Source organism: Pantoea sp. XY16, from assembly GCF_025153065.1.
In the GTDB taxonomy this organism is placed as follows: Bacteria; Pseudomonadota; Gammaproteobacteria; order Enterobacterales; family Enterobacteriaceae; genus Pantoea; species Pantoea alfalfae.
Genome location: NZ_JANZNP010000004.1, coordinates 387062 through 411782, shown reverse-complemented (window position 1 = coordinate 411782; position 24721 = coordinate 387062). Strand labels below are relative to the sequence as shown.

The 24721-nt window shown below is 52.6% G+C and carries 23 protein-coding genes and 2 tRNA genes; 13 read left to right on the top strand and 12 right to left on the bottom strand.

Annotation, left to right across the window (positions count from 1 at the left end):
- The first annotated feature begins 265 nt into the window (after positions 1-265).
- Together N1689_RS06545 and N1689_RS06540 are read left to right on the top strand one after the other, a co-directional pair.
- The gene (locus tag N1689_RS06545) at positions 266-1015 is read left to right on the top strand and encodes a MipA/OmpV family protein (RefSeq protein WP_222925399.1); all 750 of its coding nucleotides are present in this window, start codon (positions 266-268) and stop codon (positions 1013-1015) included.
- Positions 1016-1087: 72 nt separating this feature from the next.
- Positions 1088-1939, top strand: a complete 852-nt coding sequence (locus N1689_RS06540) for an aldo/keto reductase (RefSeq protein WP_222925400.1) — start codon at positions 1088-1090, stop codon at positions 1937-1939.
- Here the strand turns inward: N1689_RS06540 and N1689_RS06535 are convergent.
- Together N1689_RS06535 and gapA are read right to left on the bottom strand one after the other, a co-directional pair.
- On the bottom strand, positions 1936-2835 hold the full coding sequence (locus N1689_RS06535) for a D-hexose-6-phosphate mutarotase (protein WP_260058314.1): 900 nt from the start codon (positions 2833-2835) through the stop codon (positions 1936-1938). The two genes, N1689_RS06540 and N1689_RS06535, sit on opposite strands and share 4 nt — an antisense overlap.
- Positions 2836-2909: 74 nt before the next feature.
- Entirely contained in the window at positions 2910-3908 is a 999-nt protein-coding gene (gene gapA / locus N1689_RS06530; RefSeq protein ID WP_013358063.1) for a glyceraldehyde-3-phosphate dehydrogenase, read from the bottom strand.
- A gap of 342 nt (positions 3909-4250) precedes the next feature.
- Here gapA and msrB point away from each other — a divergent pair, with 342 nt between their 5' ends.
- Entirely contained in the window at positions 4251-4661 is a 411-nt protein-coding gene (gene msrB, locus N1689_RS06525; RefSeq protein ID WP_222925402.1) for a peptide-methionine (R)-S-oxide reductase MsrB, read from the top strand.
- Between the two features lie 4 nt (positions 4662-4665).
- Positions 4666-4947: a YeaC family protein gene (locus tag N1689_RS06520; RefSeq protein ID WP_013358061.1), complete on the top strand. Its 282-nt coding sequence runs from the start codon at positions 4666-4668 to the stop codon at positions 4945-4947.
- A gap of 30 nt (positions 4948-4977) precedes the next feature.
- On the opposite strand, the gene pncA is transcribed toward N1689_RS06520, so the two are convergent.
- The 3 genes from pncA to sppA form a co-directional block, all read right to left on the bottom strand.
- A complete protein-coding gene (pncA, locus tag N1689_RS06515) occupies positions 4978-5586 on the bottom strand; it encodes a bifunctional nicotinamidase/pyrazinamidase (RefSeq protein WP_161734016.1) in 609 nt (202 codons plus the stop codon).
- Between the two features lie 16 nt (positions 5587-5602).
- Positions 5603-6616, bottom strand: coding sequence for an asparaginase (gene ansA / locus N1689_RS06510; protein ID WP_161734014.1), 1014 nt, complete (start codon positions 6614-6616; stop codon positions 5603-5605).
- 85 nt (positions 6617-6701) lie between these two features.
- A complete protein-coding gene (sppA, locus tag N1689_RS06505) occupies positions 6702-8564 on the bottom strand; it encodes a signal peptide peptidase SppA (RefSeq protein ID WP_260058313.1) in 1863 nt (620 codons plus the stop codon).
- A 173-nt stretch (positions 8565-8737) separates the two neighbouring features.
- Between sppA and N1689_RS06500 the strand changes: the two genes are divergently transcribed.
- The 3 genes from N1689_RS06500 to N1689_RS06490 all read left to right on the top strand — a co-directional run bounded on the left by N1689_RS06500 (position 8738) and on the right by N1689_RS06490 (position 11706).
- Positions 8738-9289 carry an NAD(P)H nitroreductase gene (locus tag N1689_RS06500; protein ID WP_161734010.1) on the top strand — a complete coding sequence of 184 codons (552 nt, stop codon included), beginning with the start codon at positions 8738-8740 and terminating at the stop codon, positions 9287-9289.
- 192 nt (positions 9290-9481) lie between these two features.
- A complete protein-coding gene (locus tag N1689_RS06495; protein WP_260058312.1) occupies positions 9482-11398 on the top strand; it encodes a DNA topoisomerase III in 1917 nt (638 codons plus the stop codon).
- A complete protein-coding gene (locus tag N1689_RS06490) occupies positions 11395-11706 on the top strand; it encodes a DUF1496 domain-containing protein (protein WP_161734006.1) in 312 nt (103 codons plus the stop codon). The genes N1689_RS06495 and N1689_RS06490 overlap by 4 nt, the downstream gene beginning before the upstream one ends.
- A gap of 33 nt (positions 11707-11739) precedes the next feature.
- On the opposite strand, the gene xthA is transcribed toward N1689_RS06490, so the two are convergent.
- The 5 genes from xthA to N1689_RS06465 all read right to left on the bottom strand — a co-directional run bounded on the left by xthA (position 11740) and on the right by N1689_RS06465 (position 14515).
- Complete coding sequence (gene xthA, locus N1689_RS06485) at positions 11740-12546, bottom strand: exodeoxyribonuclease III (RefSeq protein ID WP_161734004.1); 807 nt, start codon at positions 12544-12546, stop codon at positions 11740-11742.
- A 258-nt stretch (positions 12547-12804) separates the two neighbouring features.
- Positions 12805-12889: transfer RNA gene (locus N1689_RS06480), tRNA-Tyr, on the bottom strand.
- A gap of 36 nt (positions 12890-12925) precedes the next feature.
- A tRNA-Tyr gene (locus tag N1689_RS06475) sits at positions 12926-13010 on the bottom strand.
- 144 nt (positions 13011-13154) lie between these two features.
- Positions 13155-14003 carry a formyltetrahydrofolate deformylase gene (gene purU / locus N1689_RS06470; protein WP_111140030.1) on the bottom strand — a complete coding sequence of 283 codons (849 nt, stop codon included), beginning with the start codon at positions 14001-14003 and terminating at the stop codon, positions 13155-13157.
- A 56-nt stretch (positions 14004-14059) separates the two neighbouring features.
- Positions 14060-14515, bottom strand: a complete 456-nt coding sequence (locus tag N1689_RS06465; RefSeq protein WP_260058311.1) for a YchJ family protein — start codon at positions 14513-14515, stop codon at positions 14060-14062.
- A 96-nt stretch (positions 14516-14611) separates the two neighbouring features.
- On the opposite strand from N1689_RS06465, the gene rssA reads away from it, so the two are divergent.
- The 5 genes from rssA to N1689_RS06440 all read left to right on the top strand — a co-directional run bounded on the left by rssA (position 14612) and on the right by N1689_RS06440 (position 20120).
- The gene (gene rssA, locus N1689_RS06460; RefSeq protein WP_161734000.1) at positions 14612-15517 is read left to right on the top strand and encodes a patatin-like phospholipase RssA; all 906 of its coding nucleotides are present in this window, start codon (positions 14612-14614) and stop codon (positions 15515-15517) included.
- 99 nt (positions 15518-15616) lie between these two features.
- Positions 15617-16633: a two-component system response regulator RssB gene (rssB, locus tag N1689_RS06455; protein ID WP_161733998.1), complete on the top strand. Its 1017-nt coding sequence runs from the start codon at positions 15617-15619 to the stop codon at positions 16631-16633.
- A gap of 193 nt (positions 16634-16826) precedes the next feature.
- Positions 16827-17735: a UTP--glucose-1-phosphate uridylyltransferase GalU gene (gene galU, locus N1689_RS06450; RefSeq protein ID WP_161733996.1), complete on the top strand. Its 909-nt coding sequence runs from the start codon at positions 16827-16829 to the stop codon at positions 17733-17735.
- Positions 17736-17757: 22 nt separating this feature from the next.
- Positions 17758-19098: a UDP-glucose/GDP-mannose dehydrogenase family protein gene (locus N1689_RS06445; protein WP_222925404.1), complete on the top strand. Its 1341-nt coding sequence runs from the start codon at positions 17758-17760 to the stop codon at positions 19096-19098.
- Between the two features lie 14 nt (positions 19099-19112).
- Entirely contained in the window at positions 19113-20120 is a 1008-nt protein-coding gene (locus tag N1689_RS06440; protein ID WP_253418772.1) for an NAD-dependent epimerase, read from the top strand.
- 77 nt (positions 20121-20197) lie between these two features.
- Here the strand turns inward: N1689_RS06440 and hns are convergent, their stop codons facing one another.
- Complete coding sequence (gene hns / locus N1689_RS06435; protein WP_161733990.1) at positions 20198-20608, bottom strand: histone-like nucleoid-structuring protein H-NS; 411 nt, start codon at positions 20606-20608, stop codon at positions 20198-20200.
- Between the two features lie 408 nt (positions 20609-21016).
- Here hns and tdk point away from each other — a divergent pair, with 408 nt between their 5' ends.
- Positions 21017-21637, top strand: a complete 621-nt coding sequence (tdk, locus tag N1689_RS06430) for a thymidine kinase (protein WP_033783265.1) — start codon at positions 21017-21019, stop codon at positions 21635-21637.
- A gap of 68 nt (positions 21638-21705) precedes the next feature.
- Here the strand turns inward: tdk and adhE are convergent, their stop codons facing one another.
- Complete coding sequence (gene adhE, locus N1689_RS06425) at positions 21706-24393, bottom strand: bifunctional acetaldehyde-CoA/alcohol dehydrogenase (protein WP_161733988.1); 2688 nt, start codon at positions 24391-24393, stop codon at positions 21706-21708.
- Positions 24394-24721: the final 328 nt, after the last annotated feature.

Below are 24721 nucleotides of genomic sequence, written 5' to 3'. Positions count from 1 at the left end.
ACAAAATCTCTGCTGTTAATTCTAACTGTAGATGGCTTCTAGGAAATTTCCTCCACGGGTTTGAGCGAATGAGGGGGAGATCAAGACGAATTCGGATCAGTTAAGAGATGAGTTCGTATGGGTGATGCTTTAACTTAACGTGTTTTTAACCTTTGGTGCCACATTCATCTGTTGGTTGCTTAAAGGATTTCGATATAAGTTAATCCAGCCGTAAAAAAACGTTAGACTTCCTGTTTGATTGTTATATTTATGGAATGAATAAATTGTGAACCAATTCAAATTTAAGACGCTTGTTGCACTTTTACCCTGTTGTTTACTGGCGGCGCACGCCAGTGCCGCTCCGCTTTCTGTAGGGGCATCGGTTATCTATGCCGACTCACCTTATCGTGGCGGACAGGACCGTTATCTTCCGGTTCCGGTTATCAATTATGAAGGTGAAAACTTCTGGTTCCGTAGCCTGCAGGGCGGTTACTACCTGTGGAAAGATCCTCAGAATCAGCTCTCTCTGACGCTACTGGGCTCACCGCAGGAGTACAAACCCAGCGACAACGATCTGGGCGATATGAAAGGGCTGGATAAGCGCCGCATGACGCTAATGGGTGGCGCAACCTATCGTCACACCGCCGACTGGGGGGTTGTCCGTACGGCATTGCTGGGCGACGTGCTGAATAACAGCAACGGCATGATCTGGGACCTGACTTACCTCTACCCCATCCAGATGGGCGACTTCAGCCTGACGCCGGGCATCGGTGCCATGTGGAATAGCGCCAATCAAAACCGTTATTATTACGGTGTTTCCGCGCATGAAAGCGCACGTACCGGCATCAGTCGTTACAATCCGGACGACAGCTGGTCACCTTATGTTGAGCTGAGTGCCAGCTATCAGATTGCAACGCAGTGGAATGTTGGCGTGGTAGGACGTTACACCCGCTTTGACAGCGAAATCAAAGACAGTCCAATGATTGATAAGAGCGGGCAGACGACGATCTGGACAGGTGTCAGCTACACCTTCTGATAACGCACCGAAAGAGGGCACCCAGTGCCCTCTGTTCTTTTATGGGGCCTCAGAATGAGGCGGGAGAGCAGAATGCACAACACGATTAACTTCGCTGGCTTCAATAACCTGCCGTTAATCGGGCAGGGCACATGGTATATGGGCGAAAACCCGGCGCAGCGGGCCGGTGAAGTCGCGGCATTGCAGGCAGGTCTTGAATGTGGATTGCAGCTAATTGATACCGCCGAAATGTATGCAGACGGCGGCGCTGAAGAGGTGGTCGGGCAGGCACTGCAGGGGCGTCGCGATAAAGCGTTGCTGGTGTCGAAGGTCTATCCGTGGAATGCCGGCGAAGTGGATGCCATTGAAGCCTGTGAGCGCAGCCTGCGCCGTCTGCAGACCGATTACCTTGATCTCTACCTGCTGCACTGGCGCGGTAATATCCCGCTGGAAGAGACTCTGCGCGCCATGGAGCGCCTGCAGCAGCAGGGCAAGATTCGTCACTGGGGCGTCTCGAATTTTGATACTGATGATATGGCCGAACTGTGGGACGAACCCGGAGGCGAACAGTGTGCGACCAACCAGGTACTCTACCATCTGGCTTCACGCGGTATTGAATTTGATCTGCTGCCCGTCTGTCAGCAGCGTGGCGTGCCGGTGATGGCCTATTGTCCGCTGGCACAGGCTGGACGGCTACGGGACGCGCTGTTTACCGACGTGGTGCTGAATCAGATTGCACAACAGAAGGGCATCAGCGTGGCGCAATTACTGCTGGCCTGGGTAATTCGTCAGTCTGGCATCATTGCCATTCCCAAAGCCAGTTCTGTGGTTCATGTTCATGAGAATGCTGCGGCACTGGAGGTGGAACTGACCGATGAAGAATTGCAGCTCATCGATCGTGCCTGGCCAGCACCACAGCATAAATTACCGCTGGATATCGTTTAGCCGTTGACCCTGTCGCTGGCTGCGGCTTTCTTCTTCAGGCGGAATGTTGTAGCCAGACGTGCTGGCTTTTCACCTGCGCTGCGTAACGGTTTGCTGATACGTGCCGTCTCTACGCAGACCATCGTCTTGTAACCTTCATTTGCCATGTCCGACATACTGCAGGAGAGTTCAACACCCGGATTCCACGTGACAACGTCACTATGATGATGGTGATAAACCTCAATCTGCCGTTCACCCGCCGTATCATTGATGACCGAGCAATCTTCTGCTGCAGTAAAAATACGGTCGATGCGCCCCGGATAACGCTGTCTGCCATCACTGCTGGCAACCTCGCCATTATTGACTTTGTCGATATAGCGGTTGCCCAGACCGGAGACCTCAACCCCGTTGATGTCACTGACGGTAAAGTAGCTATGCAGCGCTGCCGTGGCTTCAAAGTCACCATGAGCTTCCAGCTCAATCTCACAATGCTGACCCAGGCGGAAGCGGGCGATAAGGGTAAATTCGTGTGGCCACAGTTTCAGCGTCTGAGCGTTGCTCTCCAGCACCAGCGTCAGCATCACGCCATCTTCATTCTCATCATGCGCCGTCAGTTTCCATGTCTGAATCCGGGCAAAACCGTGAGCCGGTTCGCCTGCCGGACCAAACCAGGGCCAGCAGATCGGTACACCGCCACGAATCGCTTTGCCTGGTGAAAACAGACTTTTGCCGCTCAGCCAGAGTACCGGCTTTTCGCCACTCGGCTGCCAGGCGATCAGGTGCGCGCCCTGCAGCGTAATCGCTGCGCGTACCTTAGGGTGACTGATGACAATCGTCGGCAGTTCGCCAACCTGACGCTGGGAAAGGTAAGGGGAGATCTGCGTGACTACGGGCAGAGAAAACAGTTTATCTTGCATGTTCGATTCCTTCCTGTGCGGATCAAAAAAAGGGCGACCGAAGTCGCCCTTAATCTTAATGATGTCTGTCTGCCTTATTTAGCAGAAACCAGCGCAATCAGGTCAAGAACTTTGTTTGAATAGCCAGTTTCGTTGTCGTACCAGGAAACCAGTTTCACAAAGTTGTCGTTCAGCGCGATACCCGCTTTAGCATCAAACACTGAAGTCAGGACTTCGCCGTTGAAGTCGGTAGAAACCACGTCATCTTCAACGTAGCCCAGAACGTCTTTCATCTCACCTTCTGCAGCAGCTTTAATGGCAGCACAGATTTCTTTGTAAGAGGCCGCTTTTTCCAGACGCACGGTCAGGTCAACAACGGAAACGTTAGGGGTAGGTACGCGGAATGCCATACCGGTCAGTTTGCCGTTCAGCTCTGGCAGAACTTTACCAACGGCTTTTGCTGCGCCAGTTGATGAAGGAATGATGTTCTGCGATGCGCCACGGCCGCCGCGCCAGTCTTTGTGAGACGGGCCATCAACGGTTTTCTGGGTAGCAGTGGTAGCGTGAACAGTGGTCATCAGACCTTCAACGATACCAAACTTGTCGTTGATGACTTTTGCCAGCGGTGCCAGGCAGTTGGTGGTACAGGAGGCGTTAGAAACGATATCCTGGCCATCATATTTGTCGAAGTTTGCACCACGAACAAACATTGGGGTGTCATCTTTAGATGGACCGGTCAGAACGACTTTCTTAGCACCTGCGGTGATGTGTTTACGCGCGGTTTCGTCGGTCAGGAAGATACCGGTTGCTTCCGCAACAACGTCAACGCCCACTTCATCCCACTTCAGGTTCGCTGGATCACGTTCAGCAGTAACACGGATTTTTTTACCGTTAACCACCAGTGCGCCATCCTGAACTTCTACGGTGCCGTCGAAACGACCGTGCGTAGAGTCATACTTCAGCATGTACGCCATGTAATCCGCGTCCAGCAGGTCGTTGATAGCAACGATTTCGATGTCAGAACGCTTTTGAGCAGCACGGAAAACGATGCGACCGATACGGCCGAAACCATTGATACCTACTTTGATAGTCATATATTCCACCAGCTATTGGTTAGTGAATAAAAGGTTGCCTGTAAAATTACAAAAACCTTACCAGGCGTCAAGCGGAATCGTGTCAATTGTTGCGACAGGTCAATTCGCCTGACAGGAATAATTCGATGCGCAACCGCTTGCGCGCCGCCAATGATATCGCGTTTCGTCGAACCAATCGCCGAATATATAGGGATGCCCGGGATAAAAGGTGATCAAAGTCACAATTACGCTTTGCAGTGGACGGCTTGAAAGGGTGAGCACAAAAAAAGACCCGGTAATGTTGATCATTTGTTAGAATAATAGTCGAATTTTTCAGAATGGCACTTCCCCGGAATCCTAAAAATGGCTAAAGACACCGCACCCGACGCAAAAATCGCCGAGCTGACAGAAATGCAGCGTTATGTGACACAGCAACGCGGAACGGAACCGCCTTACAGCGGCGCACTGCTGCACAACAAGCAGGAAGGGATTTACCACTGCCTGGTCTGTGAGGCGCCACTTTTTCTCTCAGAAACTAAATATGATTCTGGCTGCGGCTGGCCCAGTTTCTATCAGCCGTTCAGTGACGATGCAATTCGCTACATCGAAGATAATTCACACGGCATGCAGCGTGTTGAGATCCGCTGTGGCAGCTGCGATGCACATCTGGGGCATGTCTTCCCCGATGGCCCGCAACCGACCGGTGAACGCTACTGTGTTAACTCCGCCTCGCTGAATTTCACCGACGAGCAGGGCGAACAGACAAAAGGGTAAGGCGATGAAGGAACAACTTGAAGCGATGCTTGCGTCGATGACACCTGAAGTCTACGAACGACTGGCAACAGCAGTTGAGATTGGAAAATGGCCGGATGGCGTGGCACTGACGCAGGAACAGCGCGACAACTGTCTGCAACTGGTGATGTTGTGGCAGGCAAGACATAACGATGCGCCGCAGCATATGACCATCGCTAAGGGCGGCGAGATGGTGATGAAGTCGAAAAAAGAGCTGAAAGAAGCGTTCGGCATCGATCCGGATGTCACCCGCATTCATCTGCACTAAAAAAAAGCTGGCGTCATGCCAGCTCCTTTTTTAAATCAGAATCGCGCCCTGCGCCGTCATCTGAGCAAAGGCGATTTCACTGTCCTCAGGATTGAGATTAACGCCGCGGCAACCTTCTTTGACCACCTCGACGTGATACCCCAATTCCAGCGCATCCAGCACGCTATATTTCACGCAGTAATCTGTCGCCAGCCCCAGCATCACCAGATGGGTGATGCCACGCTCACGCAGCCAGCTGTCCAGCTCGGTTTTACGACGGTGGCCATTATCAAAAAAGGCGCTGTAGCTGTCGACATCCTGATCTTCACCTTTATGGAACGTCGCATCGAACAGTGAACGATCCAGACCGGGATGGAAATCCGCACCTGCTGAGCCCTGAATGCCGTGATCGGGCCACCAGATTTGCGCCAGACCATTTAACTCGCCCAGCGTGTAGACCGGCTCACCGGAAACCGAGGCAAAGCTGCCGTGATCGGCCGGGTGCCAGTCCTGCAGGGCCAGCACGCATTCACCGTTCTCACGGAACAAACGCGCATAGCGATTAGCCACCTCGACCGTGTGGTCGCCCTCATGGACTGCCATCGGGCCGCCGGGGCAAAAATCGTTCTGAATATCAATAATGATGAGTGCCCGCTTCATTACATGTCGCTCCGTTTCAGTCTTCAGTCAGTTCGCCGCGCAAATTCTGCTGCATTCTGGCACGGATTTGATCGGCAGAGAGTTCCTGACTGAGTAAAAAGTGTAGCTTGGTCAGCGCGGCTTCTACCGTCAGGTCAAATCCGCTAATCACGCCAGCCTCTTCCAGCGCATTGCCGGTGGCGTATCCGCCCATATTCACCTTGCCTGAAATACACTGTGTCAGGTTTACTACCACGATACCACGTTCGCTGGCCTGCTGAAGTTCGGCCAGAAATTCCTTGTTCTGCGGGGCATTGCCCACGCCATAAGAACGCAGGATCAGCGCCTTCACCGGCTGACGCAGGAAGTTACGCACCACGTCGGCGGAAATTCCTGGATAGAGGGTGACCACACCAATGGGCTGAGGCGTAATGGTGTGAACGTTCAGTTCACCCTGACCGGACGGGGCAGGTGGCGTATTGAGGCGGCGAATATGAATGCCCGCTTCCAGGAGTGCGGAGAGGTTCGGCGAAGCAAAGGCGTTGAAGCCATCGGCATGAGCCTTGGTGGTACGGTTACCGCGATAAAGTGTGTTATTAAAAAACAGAGACACTTCGCTAATCGGATAGTTAGCCGCTACATAAAGAGAATTCAACAGATTCTGCTGACCATCTGAGCGCAGTTCCGCCAGTGGAATCTGCGACCCGGTCACGATCACCGGCTTGGCCAGATTTTCCAGCATGAACGAGAGCGCAGAGGCGGTAAACGCCATGGTGTCAGTGCCATGCAGAATCACAAAGCCATCGTAGCGATCGTAATTTTGTCGGATATCGTTGGCGATAAACTGCCAGTCTTCCGGGGTCATGTCGGATGAGTCGATCAGCGGCTGATATTCATGAATGGTGAAATCAGGCATCTCGGGGCGGTGGAACTCGGGCATATTCGCCAGCTGCTGCTGCAGGTGCCCTGAGACCGGAATATAGCCCTGCGCAGAGCGCTGCATACCGATTGTCCCGCCCGTGTAGGCTACGTAGATGTTTTTCTTTTGCATTAGAGAACTCAGACTCGCCATAAAACGCGCAGTATAAGGGGAATAGCGGGGAAAAGCAGCCCGACCAGCGGCCGGGCTGAGAGGTTTATCGCACTTCGCCGCAGTTCAGGCAGAAGGCATAACGATTCTGAGGATCGTTCTGCTTGTCGAACAGACCCGGCTGGGCTTTCATGGCACTCATCACATCCAGCATCGGTGCGGGCAGCCAGGCTTTCAGCGTATCCGGCAATACGGCCTGTACAGAGGCGTTCATCTGGCCCAGCACCATATCCAGGAAGGTCGGTTCATCCTGATACCAGCTCAGCATAGGTTTACTGACTTTCGCCAGCTCGCCCGCCTTCTTCACGGCATCATCGAAGTCACCCAGCGCATCCACCAGACCATTGGCTTTGGCATCGCTGCCGGTCCAGACATGGCCCTGCGCGATCGCATCAATCTGCTCTGGGGTTTTATGACGCGACTTCGCCACCAGACCCACAAAGTTGCGGTAGCCATTTTCGATAGTCAACTGCATCAGCTGCTGAACTTCCGCTGGCAGCGCTTTGGTGGTAGAGATATCCGCCAGCGGGGAGGTCGCGACACCATCTGTGTGTACGCCAATGCTGTCCAGACTGTTCTCCAGCGTATTAATCACACCGAAGATACCAATCGAGCCGGTCAGCGTGCTGGGGTTCGCCACAATATAGCTGGCAGGCGTTGAGATCCAGTAACCGCCGGATGCCGCCATGCCGCCCATAGAGACCACAATCGGCTTACCTGCGGCCTGGGCCGCCGCCAGCTCTTCACGAATGGCTTCCGAAGCCGTCACGCTGCCACCCGGGCTGTTGACCCGCAGAATGATCGCTTTGATTTTTGGATCGAGACGCGCATCGCGAATCTGCGCGGCCGTGGTATCACCACCCACGTTGCCCGGCGTCTCTTCGCCATCCATGATGGCACCGCTGGCCATGACGACCGCAATGTTGCCATCCTGCTGCGAGGAGGCTGGTTTCACGCTGTAGTCATAGATGCTGACGCTACGGTAATCGTTGCTCTGCTTATCCAGACCAAAGGTTTTTACCAGCTCCTGATCGGCTGCTGCACGGGAACCCAGGGCATCGACCAGCTTGTTATCCAGCGCATATTGCGCGGTATCGCCTTTAACCGCGTTTAAACCAGCAATAATCGCTGCTGCGCCAGGGAAGAGTTGTTCCAGCGTCAGCTGGCGATTCGCTGCTACGGTATTCAGGTAGTTCTGCCACAGCTGACCGACCCAGCGGCTGTCAGCATCACGTGCCGCTGGTGACATGTCGTCACGCAGGAATGGCTCGACCGCTGATTTATAGGTCCCGACACGGAAGACGTGTGAGGTGACTTTCAGCTTCTCCAGCAGGGTTTTGTAGTAGAGTCCATTGGTGGCGAAACCATGCAGATCCACGGTGCCCTGCGGCGACAGATAGATTTTCGTGGCGTAGCTGGCAAGGTAGTATTGCGCCTGGCTGTAGCTGTCGCCCAGAGCATAAATTGGCTTGCCGCTGTCGCGGAATTCACGCAGCGCTTTACCCACATATTGCAGCGAAGGCTGATCGCCACCGGCAAACTCGCGTAGATCGAGCACCATGCCTTTAATGTTGCTGTCACCTTTTGCCTGGCGAATGGCATCGACCACATCAAACAGGGAATTTTCCTGTAAGCGATCACTGCTGGCACCCAGCAGCTGGCGACCAATTTTACTCAGACGGTTGCTTACCGACGGTTTATCCACCAGCACGCCGCTGAGATCGACCTTCAGCGCGCCCTGCTGAATCGGCGCTGAACTGCCGCCCGATCCGCTGACCTGCAGCCAGATCCCTACACCCACCACAATCAACAAAATCAGGAAAATATTCAGAATAAATTCCCTGATAAAATTCAATACCCGCCAGCTCCAGCGGAACAGACCTGCAATTATTCGCCACAATGTGCGCATCAGACTCTCCATAAATATGTAGCAGGAAGTGGCCGCCGCGCGGACCAGACTTCCCCGACGAGCTCATCCTAAAGAGCGGCGTGTGAAAAGTCAGCAGGAAATCACTGCACACTGTTACAAAAAATCTGCCTGTGCCAGGATAATGGCAACATTACAGAGATCGGGAGAGAAACATGGACGCACTGGAGTTACTGGTCAACCGACGTTCGGCTTCACGCCTGACTGAGCCGGCACCGGCAGGTGACGCACTGGAAAATATCCTGCGGGCTGGCATGCGCGCCCCGGATCACGGCACGCTGCAACCCTGGCGCTTCATCATTGTAGAAAATGAAGGGCGTGACCGGATGAGTCAGCTGCTGGAGAGGGCGGCACGCGATAGCCAGCTGGATGAAAAGGCGATTAATAAAGCGAGCCAGGCGCCGTTTCGCGCACCGATGATTATTACCGTGGTGGCACATTGCGAAGAGCACCACAAAGTGCCGCGCTGGGAACAGATTGCCTCGGCCAGCTGTGCGGTGATGGCGATGCAGATGGCAGCGCTTGCTCAGGGTTACAACGGTATCTGGCGCAGCGGTCCCTGGACCGATGACGAGCAGGTACGGCAGGGTTTTGGCTGCCGCGAGCAGGATGCCATTGTTGGCTTCCTTTATCTGGGGACCCCGCAACTGAAATCCAGCACCACGGTGCTCCCGCCTGACACCGCGCCTTTCGTTCGCTACTTCTAATCTGCATGTCCGGTTCCGGCAGGGGGCATTTCAGCCCTGCCTTTTGCACGGTTCCTGTGCAAACGATCGCTAACACCGCGCGTCACGCTTACGCCCGAAGCCCTGCCAGGCTAACATAGCCCCAAGATTCAAACCGACAGCGAACAACCGGTTATCACTGTGTTCCCCTGATGTTAAGGATGTCCTGATTCAATGCGTTTGTTTATTGCGGAAAAACCGAGCCTTGGGCGTGCTATCGCAGATGTGCTGCCGAAACCGCATCGCCGCGGTGATGGCTTTATTGCCTGCGGCAACGATCAGATCGTCACCTGGTGCGTGGGACACCTTCTGGAGCAGGCGCAGCCCGACAGTTATGACAGCCGTTACGCACGCTGGTCGCTGAACGATCTGCCGATCATCCCGGATAAATGGCAACTGAAACCGCGTCCGTCGGTCGCGAAGCAGCTGAAAGTGGTTGAAAGTCTGCTGGCGCAGGCGAGTGAAGTGGTGCATGCCGGTGACCCGGATCGGGAAGGGCAGTTGCTGGTGGATGAGGTGCTGGATTACCTTAACCTGCCGGCTGAAAAACGCAGCAAAGTGCAGCGCTGTCTGATCAACGATCTTAACCCTCAGGCAGTGGATCGAGCCGTAAATCGCCTGCGTGAGAATCGCGAGTTTATCCCGCTGTGCGTCTCTGCGCTGGCCCGCGCCCGGGCGGACTGGCTTTACGGCATCAACATGACCCGTGCCTGGACGCTGCTGGGACGCAATGCTGGCTACGATGGCGTGCTGTCGGTAGGTCGGGTGCAGACACCGGTACTGGGGCTGGTAGTCCGGCGCGATGAGGAGATCGAAAACTTCGTGCCGAAAGACTACTTCGAAGTTAAAGCACATATCCTCACGCCGGATGGTGCCAGATTTGTTGCCAGCTGGATCCCCAGCGAAGCCTGTGAGCCGTGGCAGGATGAAGAGGGGCGTCTGCTTAAACGCGCACTGGCCGACCATGTGGTAGCGCGTATCACCGGTCAACCCGCTATCGTCACGGCCTACAGTGATAAGCGCGAAAATGACGTCGCTCCGCTGCCATTCTCCCTGTCCAGCCTGCAGATCGAGGCCGCAAAACGGTACGGACTGAGTGCCCAGACGGTTTTGGACGCCTGTCAGCGGCTCTATGAAACACACAAACTGATTACCTACCCGCGTTCAGACAGCCGCTATCTGCCGGAAGAACATTTTGCTGGTCGTCATGCGGTCTTAAAGGCGATACAGGCGCATCAGCCCCAGCTTACCCCACCAGCAGACTTTAACGCCGATCGCAGAAATCGCTGCTGGGATGATAAAAAAGTCGATGCTCACCATGCCATTATTCCCACGGCCCGAAGCAGCGCGGTAAAGCTCAGCGAAAATGAACAGCATATCTATGAGCTGGTGGCACGCCAGTATCTGATGCAGTTCTGCCCGGATGCAGTATTTCGTAAATGTGTCATCGACCTTGATATTGCGGGCGGAAAATTTGTGGCGAAAGCGCGCTTCCTGGCTGAGGCGGGCTGGCGCGCACTGCTGGGCAGCAAAGAGCGTGATGAAGAGAACGACGGCATGCCGCTGCCAGAGGTGGCGAAGGGTGATGAGTTGCTGTGTGAGCGTGGCGAGGTGCTGGCGAAGCAGACTCAGCCGCCACGGCCGTTTACCGATGCGACGATTCTTTCTGCAATGACCGGCATCGCCCGTTTCGTTCAGGATAAAGAATTAAAGAAAGTGCTGCGTGCGACCGATGGTTTAGGAACGGAAGCCACACGTGCCGGCATTATCGAATTACTGTTTCGTCGTGGCTTCCTGGTGAAGAAGGGCCGTTACATCAATTCCACGGATGCCGGACGCGCCCTGATTCACTCTCTGCCCGATCTGGCCGCGCGCCCGGATATGACGGCGCAGTGGGAATCGACACTGACGCGTATCAGCGAAAAGGCCTGCCGCTATGATGAGTTTATGCAGCCGCTGGTGCAGACCTTAACCGGCCTTATCCAGCAGGCGCGGCAGCAGCCTGCGGCGCATGCATTTCGGGGATTACCGTCCACCGGACAGAAACGTCCGGTGCGCAAAACCAGGCGTAAAGTGAAGGAGACGGAATGAGACATTATTCAGTATTACTGGCCCTGGCTCTGATGCTGGCGACCAGCGCAGTGCAGGCCAACAGTCGTTATCAGTCGATGCCACAACAGGGCAACAATGGTGTAAACACTGATGTAGTGGTGGATATGCCGCCTGAAGCCTGGACGCAGTCAGAGAGACGTCAGCAGGACTGTCTCCGCTGCTGTATCTTTGAGAACCGCAACTACACAGAAGGTGCGGTAGTGAAATCTGAGGGCGTGCTGCTGCAGTGTGCGCGTGATGAACAGTCTCTTGGCACCAACAACCTTATCTGGAAGATAGTGAAATAGCCGTCGCGTGGCGCTCTGCCACGCGACCATTAATTAAAAGTGGAAGGTTGACCAGATGGGGGCGTGGTCAGATGGTTTTTCCATGCCCCGGATCTCATAATCAATGCCGGTCTCAACGCAGTGCGACGCCAGGGTTTTGCTCGCCAGCACCAGATCGATGCGTAACCCGCGATTATCATCAAACCCTTTCGAACGGTAATCGAACCAGGAAAAGCGATCCGCCACCTCCGGATTGTGCTCACGCCAGGTATCAACCAGTCCCCAGCCCAGCAGGCGGTCCATCCACTCGCGCTCTTCCGGCAGGAAGGAGCATTTGCCGGTGCGCAGCCAGCGCTTGCGGCTCTCCTCACCAATACCAATATCCCGATCGGTGCTGCTGATATTCATGTCGCCCATAATCAGAACCGGCTTATCAGCAGGCAGATCCTCGGTCAGCAGACGTTGCAGATCGCGATAGAACTTCTCTTTAGCCGGGAACTTGGTGGGATGGTCGCGACTTTCGCCCTGCGGGAAATAGCCATTAATCACCGTGATGTCGCCAATCGGGCTGGGAATTTCCGCCATGATCAGGCGGCGCTGGGATTCTTCATTATCGCCCGGAAAACCCCGGCTGACTGACACTGGCTGAGCTTTGGTTAGCAACGCCACGCCGTAATGGCCTTTCTGACCATGATAAAAGACGTGATAGCCAAGCTTTGCCACCTCCTCCAGCGGGAACATGTCGTCATGGACCTTGGTTTCCTGCAGACCGATCACATCGGGCTGATGCTGCTCGACAAGCGCCTGAAGCTGATGTGGGCGGGCACGCAACCCATTGATGTTAAATGAAACAAATTTCATGAGATCGACCATTGTTCAGCAAGTAATGGGCGAAGATGGTAGCGATTTTTATTGAGAAAGTCATGACGGAACAGACTGAGATTGTGCGAAAGCGGGTAAGAAACGTGAGGAGGCGTAAGGCAGACCAGGAAGCTCAGGTATCGTTTTGGGAGTCGTGTGCACGATGCCCGACCCGAACCTTAATCGAAGGTTCTCATCCCTCTCCGCGCAGAACAGGAGGCTGTGGTGTTTTTTTGGGATTAAGTGCGACATGCAGGATGGTGGTGGGAGAAGGATTCGAACCTTCGAAGTCTGTGACGGCAGATTTACAGTCTGCTCCCTTTGGCCGCTCGGGAATCCCACCAGGGATTGAAGTGGCTTAAGATGATTCAGATTCAGATGGTGGTGGGAGAAGGATTCGAACCTTCGAAGTCTGTGACGGCAGATTTACAGTCTGCTCCCTTTGGCCGCTCGGGAATCCCACCATGGCCTGAATCTTTGTCTCTTAAAGCGGGGCGCATCATACCAAATGCGATAAGGGTGTAAAGCGCCCACTGGCAAAACCACAACTGTTTGCCCACTTTTTACACGTAGCGCTGAATCTGCAGGCAATTCAGCGTCCTGGCTGATTAAAGAATAATCGTACGGTTGCCGTAAACGAACACGCGCTGTCCCAGCACTTTATACAGTGCGTTGCTCAGTACATTCTTTTCTACGTCGCGACCGGCACGCATCATCTCATCCGCGGTATAGCTGTGATCAACGTTAATCACATCCTGCATGATGATGGGACCTTCATCGAGATTGTCATTCACGTAGTGCGCGGTAGCACCGATGATTTTCACGCCACGCTCATAAGCCTGGTGGTAAGGGCGGGCTCCAATAAAGGCGGGCAGAAAGGAGTGATGAATATTGATAATCTGGTTCGGATAACGCTGTACGAAAGCGGGCGTCAGAACGCGCATATATTTTGCCAGCACCACGTAATCGGGCTGATAGCGGTCAATCTCTTCTGCCATGCGGTTATCGTGCTCTTCCCGCGTCAGCCCCTCATGACTCACCAGCACAAACGGAATATCGAAACGCTCAACCAGTGAACGCAGGGTATCGTGGTTACCCACTACCGCTGCAATTTCCATATCCAGGCCGCCAAACGCGCTCTTCATTAACAGATCGCCCAGGCAGTGTGCCTCTTTAGTCACCAGAATCACCACGCGACGGCGACCGGCACTGTGAAGTTCCCGCACTGAACCCTGCGGCAGGGCGCTGTCGAGATCAGCGAGCAGGGTATTATCGTTGAAAATTCCTTCCAGCTCGGTGCGCATGAAAAAACGCCCGGTGCGATGATCAACAAACTCATTGTTCTGCACGATATTAAGTTCGTGCTTGTAACAAATATTGGTGATTTTGGCGATCAGACCTTTTGCATCGGGACAAATGGTTCGTAAAACTTTTCTTTGCATGGTTTGCGCTTGCATCTCAATCAGAGTCCTGTCAAAGCATTAGGGTGTAAACCGCTGGGGTAGCCGTCAGCTTAACCACAACATTTTTTGTATTTTTTGCCACTGCCGCACGGGCAGGGATCGTTACGCCCGACGGGCGGTATTGTACCGTCAACATAGTACCAGCGTTGATCCTCGCGAAGAAAGCGTGAACGCTCATGAATGGTATGAATGTTTGTTTTCTCGCGGTATCGCGCAAAAAAGGTAACGAAAGCTTCGTTCTCATGGTTTCCATGATTACAACGGGTTACATTCAGGCTAAGCCATTCGGTGCCCGGAAAACTTTCAGATAAAAGCCCCGACAGCCCCGGATGCCGTTTGTCAGGATGCCAGGTTGCAACCAGATAGTCCGCATTCTGCTGAACATAGGCGCAATAACGGGATCGCATAAGTTGTTCAGCTGTAACAGGAGTCTGGTTACCCTGCAGAAAGGGCCCGCAACATACGCTATACTGCTCTCCGCTACAACATGGGCAGGTTTCTGACACATTGTCTCCCGGGAATGATGAGTCGATTTCACAAGCGCGCTATGTTAGCTGACCCCACGTTGTGACGCTACGTATTGACGGCAGGACCAGATACAAATGAGAAAGGTAAGAATTGGATTGGCTCTTGGATCTGGCGCGGCCAAGGGATGGGCGCATATTGGCGTGATTAACGCGCTGGAGCGGGCCGGTATTGAGATTGACGTTGTTGCAGGCTGCTCAGTCGGCGCACTGGTCGGGTCTGCCTATGTGAATAACCGTTTACCGCTGATGGAAAAATGGGTCAGTGCATTTCGCTACTGGGATGTGATTCGCCTGATGGACGTCTCCTGGCAGCGTGGCGGGTTGTTACGCGGCGAAAGAGTATTCAGCCATGTCCGTCAGCTGATTCCCAATGATGCGATTGAGCACTGTAATAAACCCTTTGGCGTGGTGGCGACCAACCTCAGTACCGGACGTGAGCTCTGGCTGACCGAGGGCGATCTGCATCAGGCAGTACGCGCATCCTGCAGTATGCCAGGTTTATTACCGCCGGTGGGCTACAATGGGTATTGGCTGGTGGATGGTGCTGTGGTTAACCCGGTGCCGATTTCACTGACGCGCGCCCTGGGGGCAGACATTGTTATCGCCGTTGACTTACAGCATGACGCACATTTAATGCAGCAGGATCTCTTTTCCGTTACACCTCAGAACAGTGAAGAAGAAGCCGCCGCAGCGGCATTAAGTTGGGGGGGGAAGTTGCGACAGCGCCTGGTGAATTTCACCCAGCGCCGTGCATCTCAGTCACCTGGCGCGATGGAGATTATGTCTACTTCTATTCAGGTACTGGAGAATCGCCTTAAGCGAAACCGTATGGCAGGCGATCCGCCCGATGTTTTGATACAGCCGATCTGTCCGCAAATTTCGACGCTGGATTTTCATCGTGCTGAAGAGGCCATTGAGGCAGGCAGGGCCGCCGTAGAGAAGAAAATGGATGAACTATTACCACTGGTCCGTGGCAGATAATCAGGTTGTTCATTCAAAACGGTGACTTCGGGCAATTCTGAAAGGCGCAACTGCGTTTTATGAACCACTATTGAATTATCTGGTACGCAGGGGGAAAGAATGGAAAAACCACTACTCGGCAAAAAGATACTCATTGTCGAAGATGAGGCTGTTTTCCGTTCGTTGCTGGACCAATTTTTGTTATCGATGGGTGCTGTGACGTTACAAGCGGAAGATGGTCTGGAAGCAATTGCACAACTACAACAGCATACTGTCGACCTGATTATCTGCGATCTGGAAATGCCCCGTATGAGTGGCATCCAGTTTGTTGAACATATTCGTACCCGTGGCAATGTCGTGCCGATATTGATCATCTCGGCCACTGAAAACATGTCCGATATCGCTCATGTGCTGCGTCTTGGGGTGCAGGATGTGCTGCTTAAGCCACTCAAAAACTTCGAACGCTTCCGTGAAGCGGTTTATGAGTGCCTTTATCCCTCAATGTTCACCTCAAAAGTGGAGGAGGATGAGCAGCTTTTCCAGGACTGGGATGCGCTGGTTCGCGATCCAAAAGCAGCCGCCAAGCTGCTCAAGCAACTTCAGCCGCCGGTACAGCAGACCATTGCCAACTGCCGGATTAACTATCGCCAGTTGACGATGGCCGAGCAGCCTGGTCTGGTACTTGATATCGCGGCACTCTCCGACAAAGATCTGGCGTTTTACTGTCTCGATGTGACGCGCGCCGGTGATAACGGCGTGCTGGCGGCACTGCTGCTGCGCGCACTGTTTAATGGCCTGCTGCAGGAGCAGCTCACGGGCCAAAAACAACGTCTTCCGGAGCTGAATGGACTACTCAGACAGGTCAATCTGCTGCTGCGTCAGGCGAACCTGAGCGGTCAGTTCCCGCTACTGGTTGGTTACTATCATCGCGGTTTAAAAAATCTGATTCTGGTTTCGGCCGGATTAAACGCCACACTACATGTGCATGCCCATCAGATTCAGCTCAGTAATGGTGTCCCGCTTGGCACTATGGGCAGCACCCATCTTAATCAAATCAGTCAGCGCGCAGATAACTGGCAGTGCCACGTATGGGGCGCGGGTGGTCGCATCCGGCTGATGCTGTCTGCAGAAGAGTAAGGGTAAAAAACAGAGAGATTCTGGCGATGAACTCAGGGCCAGAGTTTAGCTTTACAGTTGGGTAATAGTCTTAATTTCGACAGTTTAGTCCCTTCCAGGATAAATCCGTTCGATACTAACTGATATACTCATTTCCGATTTTAAACCGACATATCAAGTATTAACTTGAACGGCCTATAAGAGAGGTATCTTAATGTCTGCCAATAATACCAAAGTAAAAAAAGCGGTAATCCCGGTAGCGGGTTTGGGTACGCGTATGCTCCCGGCTACCAAAGCGATTCCAAAAGAGATGTTACCGCTGGTTGATAAGCCGTTAATCCAGTATGTCGTCAACGAGTGTATCGCTGCTGGCATCAACGAAATTGTGCTGGTTACGCATTCATCAAAAAATGCCATCGAAAACCATTTTGATACCAGCTTCGAACTGGAATCAATGCTGGAAAAACGCGTTAAGCGTCAGCTGCTGGATGAAATCCAGTCAATCTGCCCGCCACACGTTACCATCATGCAGGTCCGTCAGGGCATCGCTAAAGGTCTGGGTCACGCTGTGATGTGTGCACACCCGCTGATCGGTGATGAGCCATTTGCGGTCATCCTGCCAGACGTCATCATCGACGAATATGAATCCAACCCAACCAAAGATAACCTGGCAGAAATGCTGAGCCGTTATGAAGAGTCTGGCCGCAGCCAGATCATGGTTGAGCCGGTTGACGATGTTACCGCGTACGGTGTTGTTGATTGCCAGGGCGCAGAACTGAACCCAGGCGACAGCGCACCTATGGTTGGTGTGGTTGAAAAGCCTAAAGCGTCAGAGTCACCATCAAATCTGGCCGTTGTAGGTCGCTATGTGCTGTCTTCAGACATCTGGCCACTGCTGGCGAAAACTCCTCCAGGTGCAGGCGGCGAAGTTCAGCTGACTGACTCCATTGCGATGCTGATGGAAAAAGAGACGGTTGAAGCTTATCACCTGAAAGGCGTGAGCCATGACTGTGGTAATAAGCTGGGCTACATGCAGGCTTTCGTTGAGTACGGTGTTCGTCATCCGGTATTGGGCAAAGATTTCTCTGAATGGCTCGATGGCGCAGTTGGCAACAAAAAGTAATTCATAAACACAGGATAACTCGATGAAAGTCACTGTATTTGGTATCGGCTATGTCGGTCTGGTTCAGGCTGCGGTGTTAGCCGAAGTCGGACATGACGTTCTCTGCATTGATGTCGACGCTAATAAAGTCGAAAATCTGAAAAAAGGCATCATTCCTATTTTCGAACCAGGTTTAACACCGCTGGTAATGTCCAATTACGAAGCGGGTCGTCTTAAGTTCAGCACCGATGCTGAGCAGGGCGTAAACCATGGTGTTATGCAGTTTATTGCAGTCGGTACTCCACCGGATGAAGACGGCTCTGCCGATCTGAAATATGTGACCGCCGTAGCGCGCACTATTGCGCAGCATATGAACGATCACAAGGTGGTTATCGACAAATCAACCGTTCCGGTTGGCACAGCAGACAAAGTTCGTGCAGTAATGACGGAAGCGCTGAAAGCGCGTGACGCCAACATCACTTTCGATGTAGTTTCAAACCCGGAATTCCTGAAAGAGGGTGCAGCAGTTAATGACTGTATGCGTCCGGAGCGTATTGTTGTCGGTACTGACAACGACGACGTGGTAGAACTGTTACGCGAGCTCTATGAGCCGTTTAACCGTAATCACGATCGCATGATCATGATGGATATCCGCAGCGCGGAGCTGACCAAGTATGCCGCAAACTGCATGCTGGCAACCAAAATCAGCTTTATGAACGAGATGTCTAACCTGGCTGAACGTTTAGGTGCGGATATTGAGAAAGTACGTCAGGGTATCGGTTCTGATCCCCGCATTGGCTATCACTTTATCTATCCTGGCTGTGGCTACGGCGGCTCCTGCTTCCCGAAAGATGTGCAGGCGTTAATCCGTACCGCTGAGTCCATTGGCTATCAGCCACGTCTTTTGCAGGCGGTGGAAGATGTGAATGACAACCAGAAAAACAAGCTGCCTACCTTTATCAAGCGTCATTTTGGTGACGATCTGAAAGGTAAGACGTTTGCACTCTGGGGTCTGTCATTTAAGCCGAACACTGACGATATGCGTGAAGCCTCCAGTCGTGTGCTGATGGAAACGCTGTGGGAAGCGGGCGCATCTGTTCAGGCGTTTGACCCTGAAGCAATGGATGAAGCGCAGCGCATCTATGGTCACCGCAGCGATCTGAAGCTGATGGGTACCAAAGAAGCCGCACTGCAGGGCGCAGACGGTCTGGTCATCTGTACGGAGTGGCAAAACTTCCGTGCGCCTGACTTCGACGTTATCAAAAATGCACTGAAAGAAGCCGTGATTTTTGATGGTCGTAACCTGTATGATCCAGAGCGTATCAGCAAACGCGGTTTCGTTTATTATGCAATCGGCCGCGGAGCGTCTATTCAAACTGCATAATTAACGAGGGATTTATGAACTTTCTGGTCACCGGCGCCGCAGGCTTTATTGGTTTTCATGTCAGTCAGCGTCTGCTGGCCGCCGGTCACCAGGTTGTCGGTATCGACAACCTGAATGATTATTACGACGTAAATCTCAAGCAAGCCCGTCTCAATTTAATTAAAGCCGATTCTGGTTTTACATTTATTGAGATGGATCTGGCGGACCGTGACGCAATGGCGTCACTGTTCGACCAGCACACATTCCAGCGCGTTATTCACCTTGGCGCTCAGGCTGGCGTCAGGTACTCCATTGAAAATCCCCATGCCTACGCAGACTCAAATCTGATCGGTCACCTCAATATCCTTGAAGGCTGTCGTCATCATAAAATTGAACATCTGCTCTATGCCTCATCCAGTTCAGTTTATGGCCTGAATCGCAAAATGCCGTTCTCAACCGAAGATAGCGTTGATCATCCGGTTTCTTTATATGCGGCGACTAAAAAAGCTAACGAGTTAATGTCGCACACTTACTCGCATCTTTATCAGCTGCCGACGACCGGATTGCGCTTCTTTACCGTTTACGGTCCCTGGGGCCGTCCTGATATGGCACTCTTTAAGTTCACCCGGGCAATGATTGCAGGTGAAGCGATAGATGTTTATAACCAGGGCCAGATGAAACGCGACTTTACCTATATTGACGATATTGCTGAAGCGATTGTCCGTCTGCAGGATGTTATTCCGCAACAGGATGATAACTGGACTGTTGAAACCGGTTCACCTGCAACCAGCTCTGCGCCTTATCGGGTTTATAATATTGGCAACAGTCAGCCGGTTACCTTGATGAACTATATCGAAGCGATTGAGAAAGCGTTGGGGATTACGGCGAAGAAAAACCTGATGCCAATGCAGCCCGGTGATGTGCTGGAAACCAGTGCGGATACCGAAGCGCTGTATAAGGCCATTGGTTTTAAACCGCAGACCGGAGTCGAAGAGGGCGTTAAAAACTTCGTTGACTGGTATCGCGATTTCTACCGCGTCTGATTAAAAGAAAAAGGAAGCTCCGGCTTCCTTTTTTATTGGGGTAGCAGGCTAACGCTTAAGCAGCGAAGCAGTCAGCATTACAGTAAAAAATCGTCCAGCGTTTTACCCTGTTCTTCCAGCGCTTTTTTAATCACGGCCGGTGTCCGTCCCTGACCTGTCCAGGTTCTGGACTCGCCTTTTTCATCGGTATAACCATATTTGGCCGGGCGCACTGAGCGTTTACCTTTTGCCGCAACCCGGTGAGTGGCGGTCAGCGTGTTAATCAGTTCATTCGGGTCGATTCCATCCGCCAGCAGCATTTCACGATACTGATTAAGCTTACGCGTGCGTTCTTCATTTTCTGCCTGAAAATGTGACTCTTCTTCGCGGCGTTCTTTTACCACCACGTCCAGTTTTTCCAGCATCTCTTCCAGCGTTTCGACGGAATACTCTCTGGCCTGGGCGCGCAGCGTACGGATATTATTAAGAACTTTTAGTGCTTCGCTCATTGTCCTGGTCTCTGAATAAGGAAAAAGTTGTGTTGCCCGCTAATAGTAGTGGTGACATTAAATAACTTCAATCTTAAAACAATATCAGAACGATAATTCCCTGAGTAATTAAAATAATCACAGTAAAAATTTCACGGTTATGGCAAATAAAAAAAGAGTTTCCGCAAGTCTGATATGCAATAAATTTAATGTATTTAGCGTGGTAACAAAAATGTCATTCCTTTTGTTGCGGGTAAAATAAGCAAAACTTATCCAGCGTGAAGCGCACATAACCGGCTCCCGGCTATGCACCAGGATGAATAACCGGTCAGCCGTTACGCTTTAATTACCGCTACACCGCAATGTATTACCTGCACTTTGTGTTAATATGCGCGCCATTCCGTTAAGTCCTGATGAAGATACGCTCCTATGGCTCAACTCTATTTTTATTACTCTGCCATGAATGCAGGGAAATCGACGGCACTGCTGCAATCCTCCTATAACTATCAGGAGCGCGGCATGCGCTCGCTGGTCTATACCGCTGAAATCGATAACCGGTTTGGTGCCGGGCAGGTGAGTTCCCGTATCGGACTTTCGTCACCGGCCATGCTCTACAATGCTGAAACCGCACTCTATAGTGACATTGCCGCCGAGCATGCCGCGCAGCCAATCCACTGTGTGCTGGTTGATGAGAGTCAGTTCCTGACCCGGGAGCAGGTTAAAGCACTCTCTGATGTCGTAGACGATCTGGATATTCCGGTGCTCTGCTATGGCCTGAGAACCGACTTTCGCGGTGAACTGTTTGTGGGCAGTCAGTATCTGCTGGCATGGGCTGACAAGCTGGTTGAATTAAAAACCATTTGTCATTGTGGCCGCAAGGCGAGCATGGTGCTGCGACTGGATAGCGAGGGTAAACCTTTCAGCGAAGGCGAGCAGGTGGTCATTGGCGGTAACGAACGCTATATCTCCGTCTGCCGTAAGCATTATAAACAGGCGATAGAGCAGGGGTCGTTACAGGCGATTCATGGCGCACAGACTCCGCTGAATTAACCGCATCATTCAGGTAATAAAAAACCCGCCGCGGCGGGTTTTTTTATCAGACAGTCAGAACCGGACTATCAGACTTTCTTCACTTTCTTATCAACCTTCACGCCTTTCACCGGCTGCTCAGAGACAGCTTCGGCGACACTTGAGAACGGTTCGACAAATTCACGTCCGTAGTAGGTATCGAGCATAATCTGTTTCAGCTCAGCAATCAGCGGATAGCGTGGGTTCGCGCCGGTACACTGGTCATCGAACGCATCATCGGCCAGTTTGTCGACTTTCGCCAGGAAGTCCGCTTCCTGCACACCGGCTTCGCGGATTGAGGTCGGAATACCGAGTTCAGTTTTGATCTCGTCCAGCCATACCAGCAGCTTCTCAATTTTCTGCGCGGTGCGGTCGCCTGGTGCGCTCAGACCTAAGTGGTCAGCAATCTCTGCGTAACGACGACGCGCCTGCGGACGATCATACTGGCTGAATGCGGTCTGTTTGGTCGGGTTGTCATTCGCGTTATAGCGAATAACGTTCGAGATTAACAGGGCATTAGCCAGGCCGTGTGGGATATGGAACTCTGAACCCAGTTTGTGTGCCATTGAGTGACAGACCCCAAGGAATGCGTTGGCAAACGCAATACCGGCGATAGTTGCGGCATTGTGTACGCGTTCACGCGCCACCGGATTTTTTGCGCCTTCGGCATAGCTGGCCGGCAGGTTCTCTTTCAGCAGTTTCAGTGCCTGCAGCGCCTGACCATCAGAGTATTCATTCGCCAGCACAGAAACATAGGCTTCCAGAGCGTGGGTGACTGCATCCAGACCACCGAAGGCGCAGAGTGAACGTGGCATATCCATCACCAGGTTGGCATCGACAATTGCCATATCTGGTGTCAATGCATAGTCAGCCAGAGGATATTTCTGACCGGTCGCATCGTCGGTTACCACAGCGAACGGTGTGACCTCTGAACCGGTACCTGAGGTAGTCGTGATGGCAACCATGCGTGCTTTGACGCCCATTTTTGGGAACTTGTAGATACGTTTACGGATGTCCATGAAACGTAACGCCAGCTCTTCGAAATGGGTTTCGGGATGTTCGTACATCACCCACATGATTTTCGCGGCATCCATTGGGGAACCGCCGCCCAGGGCAATGATGACGTCAGGTTTAAAGCTGTTCATCTGCTCTGCACCTTTACGTACGATGCTCAGCGTTGGGTCAGCTTCAACTTCGAAGAATACTTCAGTCTCGATGCCGTGTGATTTCAGCACGCGGGTCACCTGGTCAGCATAACCGTTATTGAACAGGAAGCGGTCAGTGACGATAAAGGCACGTTTCGCGCCGTCCGTTGCCACCTCTTCCAACGCAATTGGCAGTGAACCCCGACGGAAGTAGATGGATTTAGGAAGTTTATGCCACAACATATTCTCAGCTCGCTTGGCGACAGTTTTGGTATTGATCAGGTGTTTTGGACCGACGTTCTCTGAAATAGAGTTACCGCCCCAGGAACCACAACCCAGCGTCAGAGACGGCGCCAGTTTAAAGTTGTAGAGGTCACCGATACCGCCCTGAGAGGCCGGGGTGTTGATCAGAATACGCGCGGTTTTCATTTTGTCGCCGAAGTAGTGCACGCGCTCAGTCTGGTTATCCTGGTCGGTGTAAAGGCAGGAGGTGTGACCGATACCGCCCATGGCGACCAGTTTCTCGGCTTTATCTACAGCATCCTGGAAATCTTTTGCCCGATACATTGCGAGGGTAGGTGAGAGTTTTTCGTGGGCAAATGGCTCAGACTCATCCACCAGTTTCACTTCACCAATCAGGATCTTGGTGCTCGGCGGCACGGTGAGACCGGCCATCTCTGCAATTTTGAAGGCAGGCTGACCCACGATCGCCGCATTCAGACCGCCGTTTTTGAGGATGATATTCTGTACGGCGCTTAGTTCAGCACCCTGCAGCATGTAGCCGCCATGGCTGGCGAAACGTTCACGCACGGCATCATAAACTGAATCAACCACAATGACAGATTGTTCAGAGGCGCAGATCACCCCGTTATCAAAGGTTTTTGACATCAGAATGGAGGCAACGGCACGTTTCACATCGGCGGTTTCATCAATCACTACCGGCGTGTTACCGGCACCGACACCAATCGCCGGTTTACCGGAGCTGTATGCTGCTTTCACCATGCCCGGACCGCCGGTGGCGAGAATCAGGTTGATGTCAGGGTGATGCATCAGCTGGTTTGAAAGTTCAACAGACGGGGCATCGATCCAGCCGATAATGTCTTTCGGCGCACCGGCAGCAATGGCGGCCTGCAAGACAATATCGGCAGCTTTGTTTGTCGCATCTTTGGCGCGAGGGTGTGGCGAAAAGATAATGCCGTTACGGGTTTTAAGACTGATTAATGCTTTAAAGATGGCGGTTGACGTTGGGTTGGTTGTCGGGACGATACCGCAAATCAGGCCAATCGGCTCGGCGATGGTAATCGTACCGAACGTATCGTCAGTGGCTAATACACCACAGGTTTTTTCATCTTTATAGGCGTTGTAGATATACTCGGAAGCAAAGTGGTTTTTAATGACCTTGTCTTCGACGATGCCCATACCGGATTCGGCAACGGCCATCTTGGCTAGCGGGATTCTGGCGTCAGCGGCGGCAAGGGCGGCGGCACGGAAGATGGCGTCGACCTGTTGTTGAGAAAAGTTGGCATATTCACGCTGGGCTTTTTTTACACGTTCGACCAGTGCATTGAGTTCAGCGACATTGGTTACGGCCATGGTGTTCTCCTGAAGGAAGTTAAACTTTTTTAGTAAACAATCCTGCGTCCTGAGTATAGTCACGCTGAAATAACGTGACTGGCTGACAGGTAAATCCCGGATTTTCAACTGTTTACTGAACGAGTCTTCTGCTGGCGTTAGCGAGCTTTCTTATCCTTCCGTTAAGAAAAGATTACCTGGTTTGGGGTAGGTCAATTTTGATGCAGATCAATTTAAGCGCAAGCTGACACCTTTCAGCAGCCCTTTATAGTGCTTTCCTGTTAAGTCAGCGTGCTCCTGTGCTCAGCCGTCCTGGCAGTGGCTAAATCCAGCCACTTTTTAATCTCTG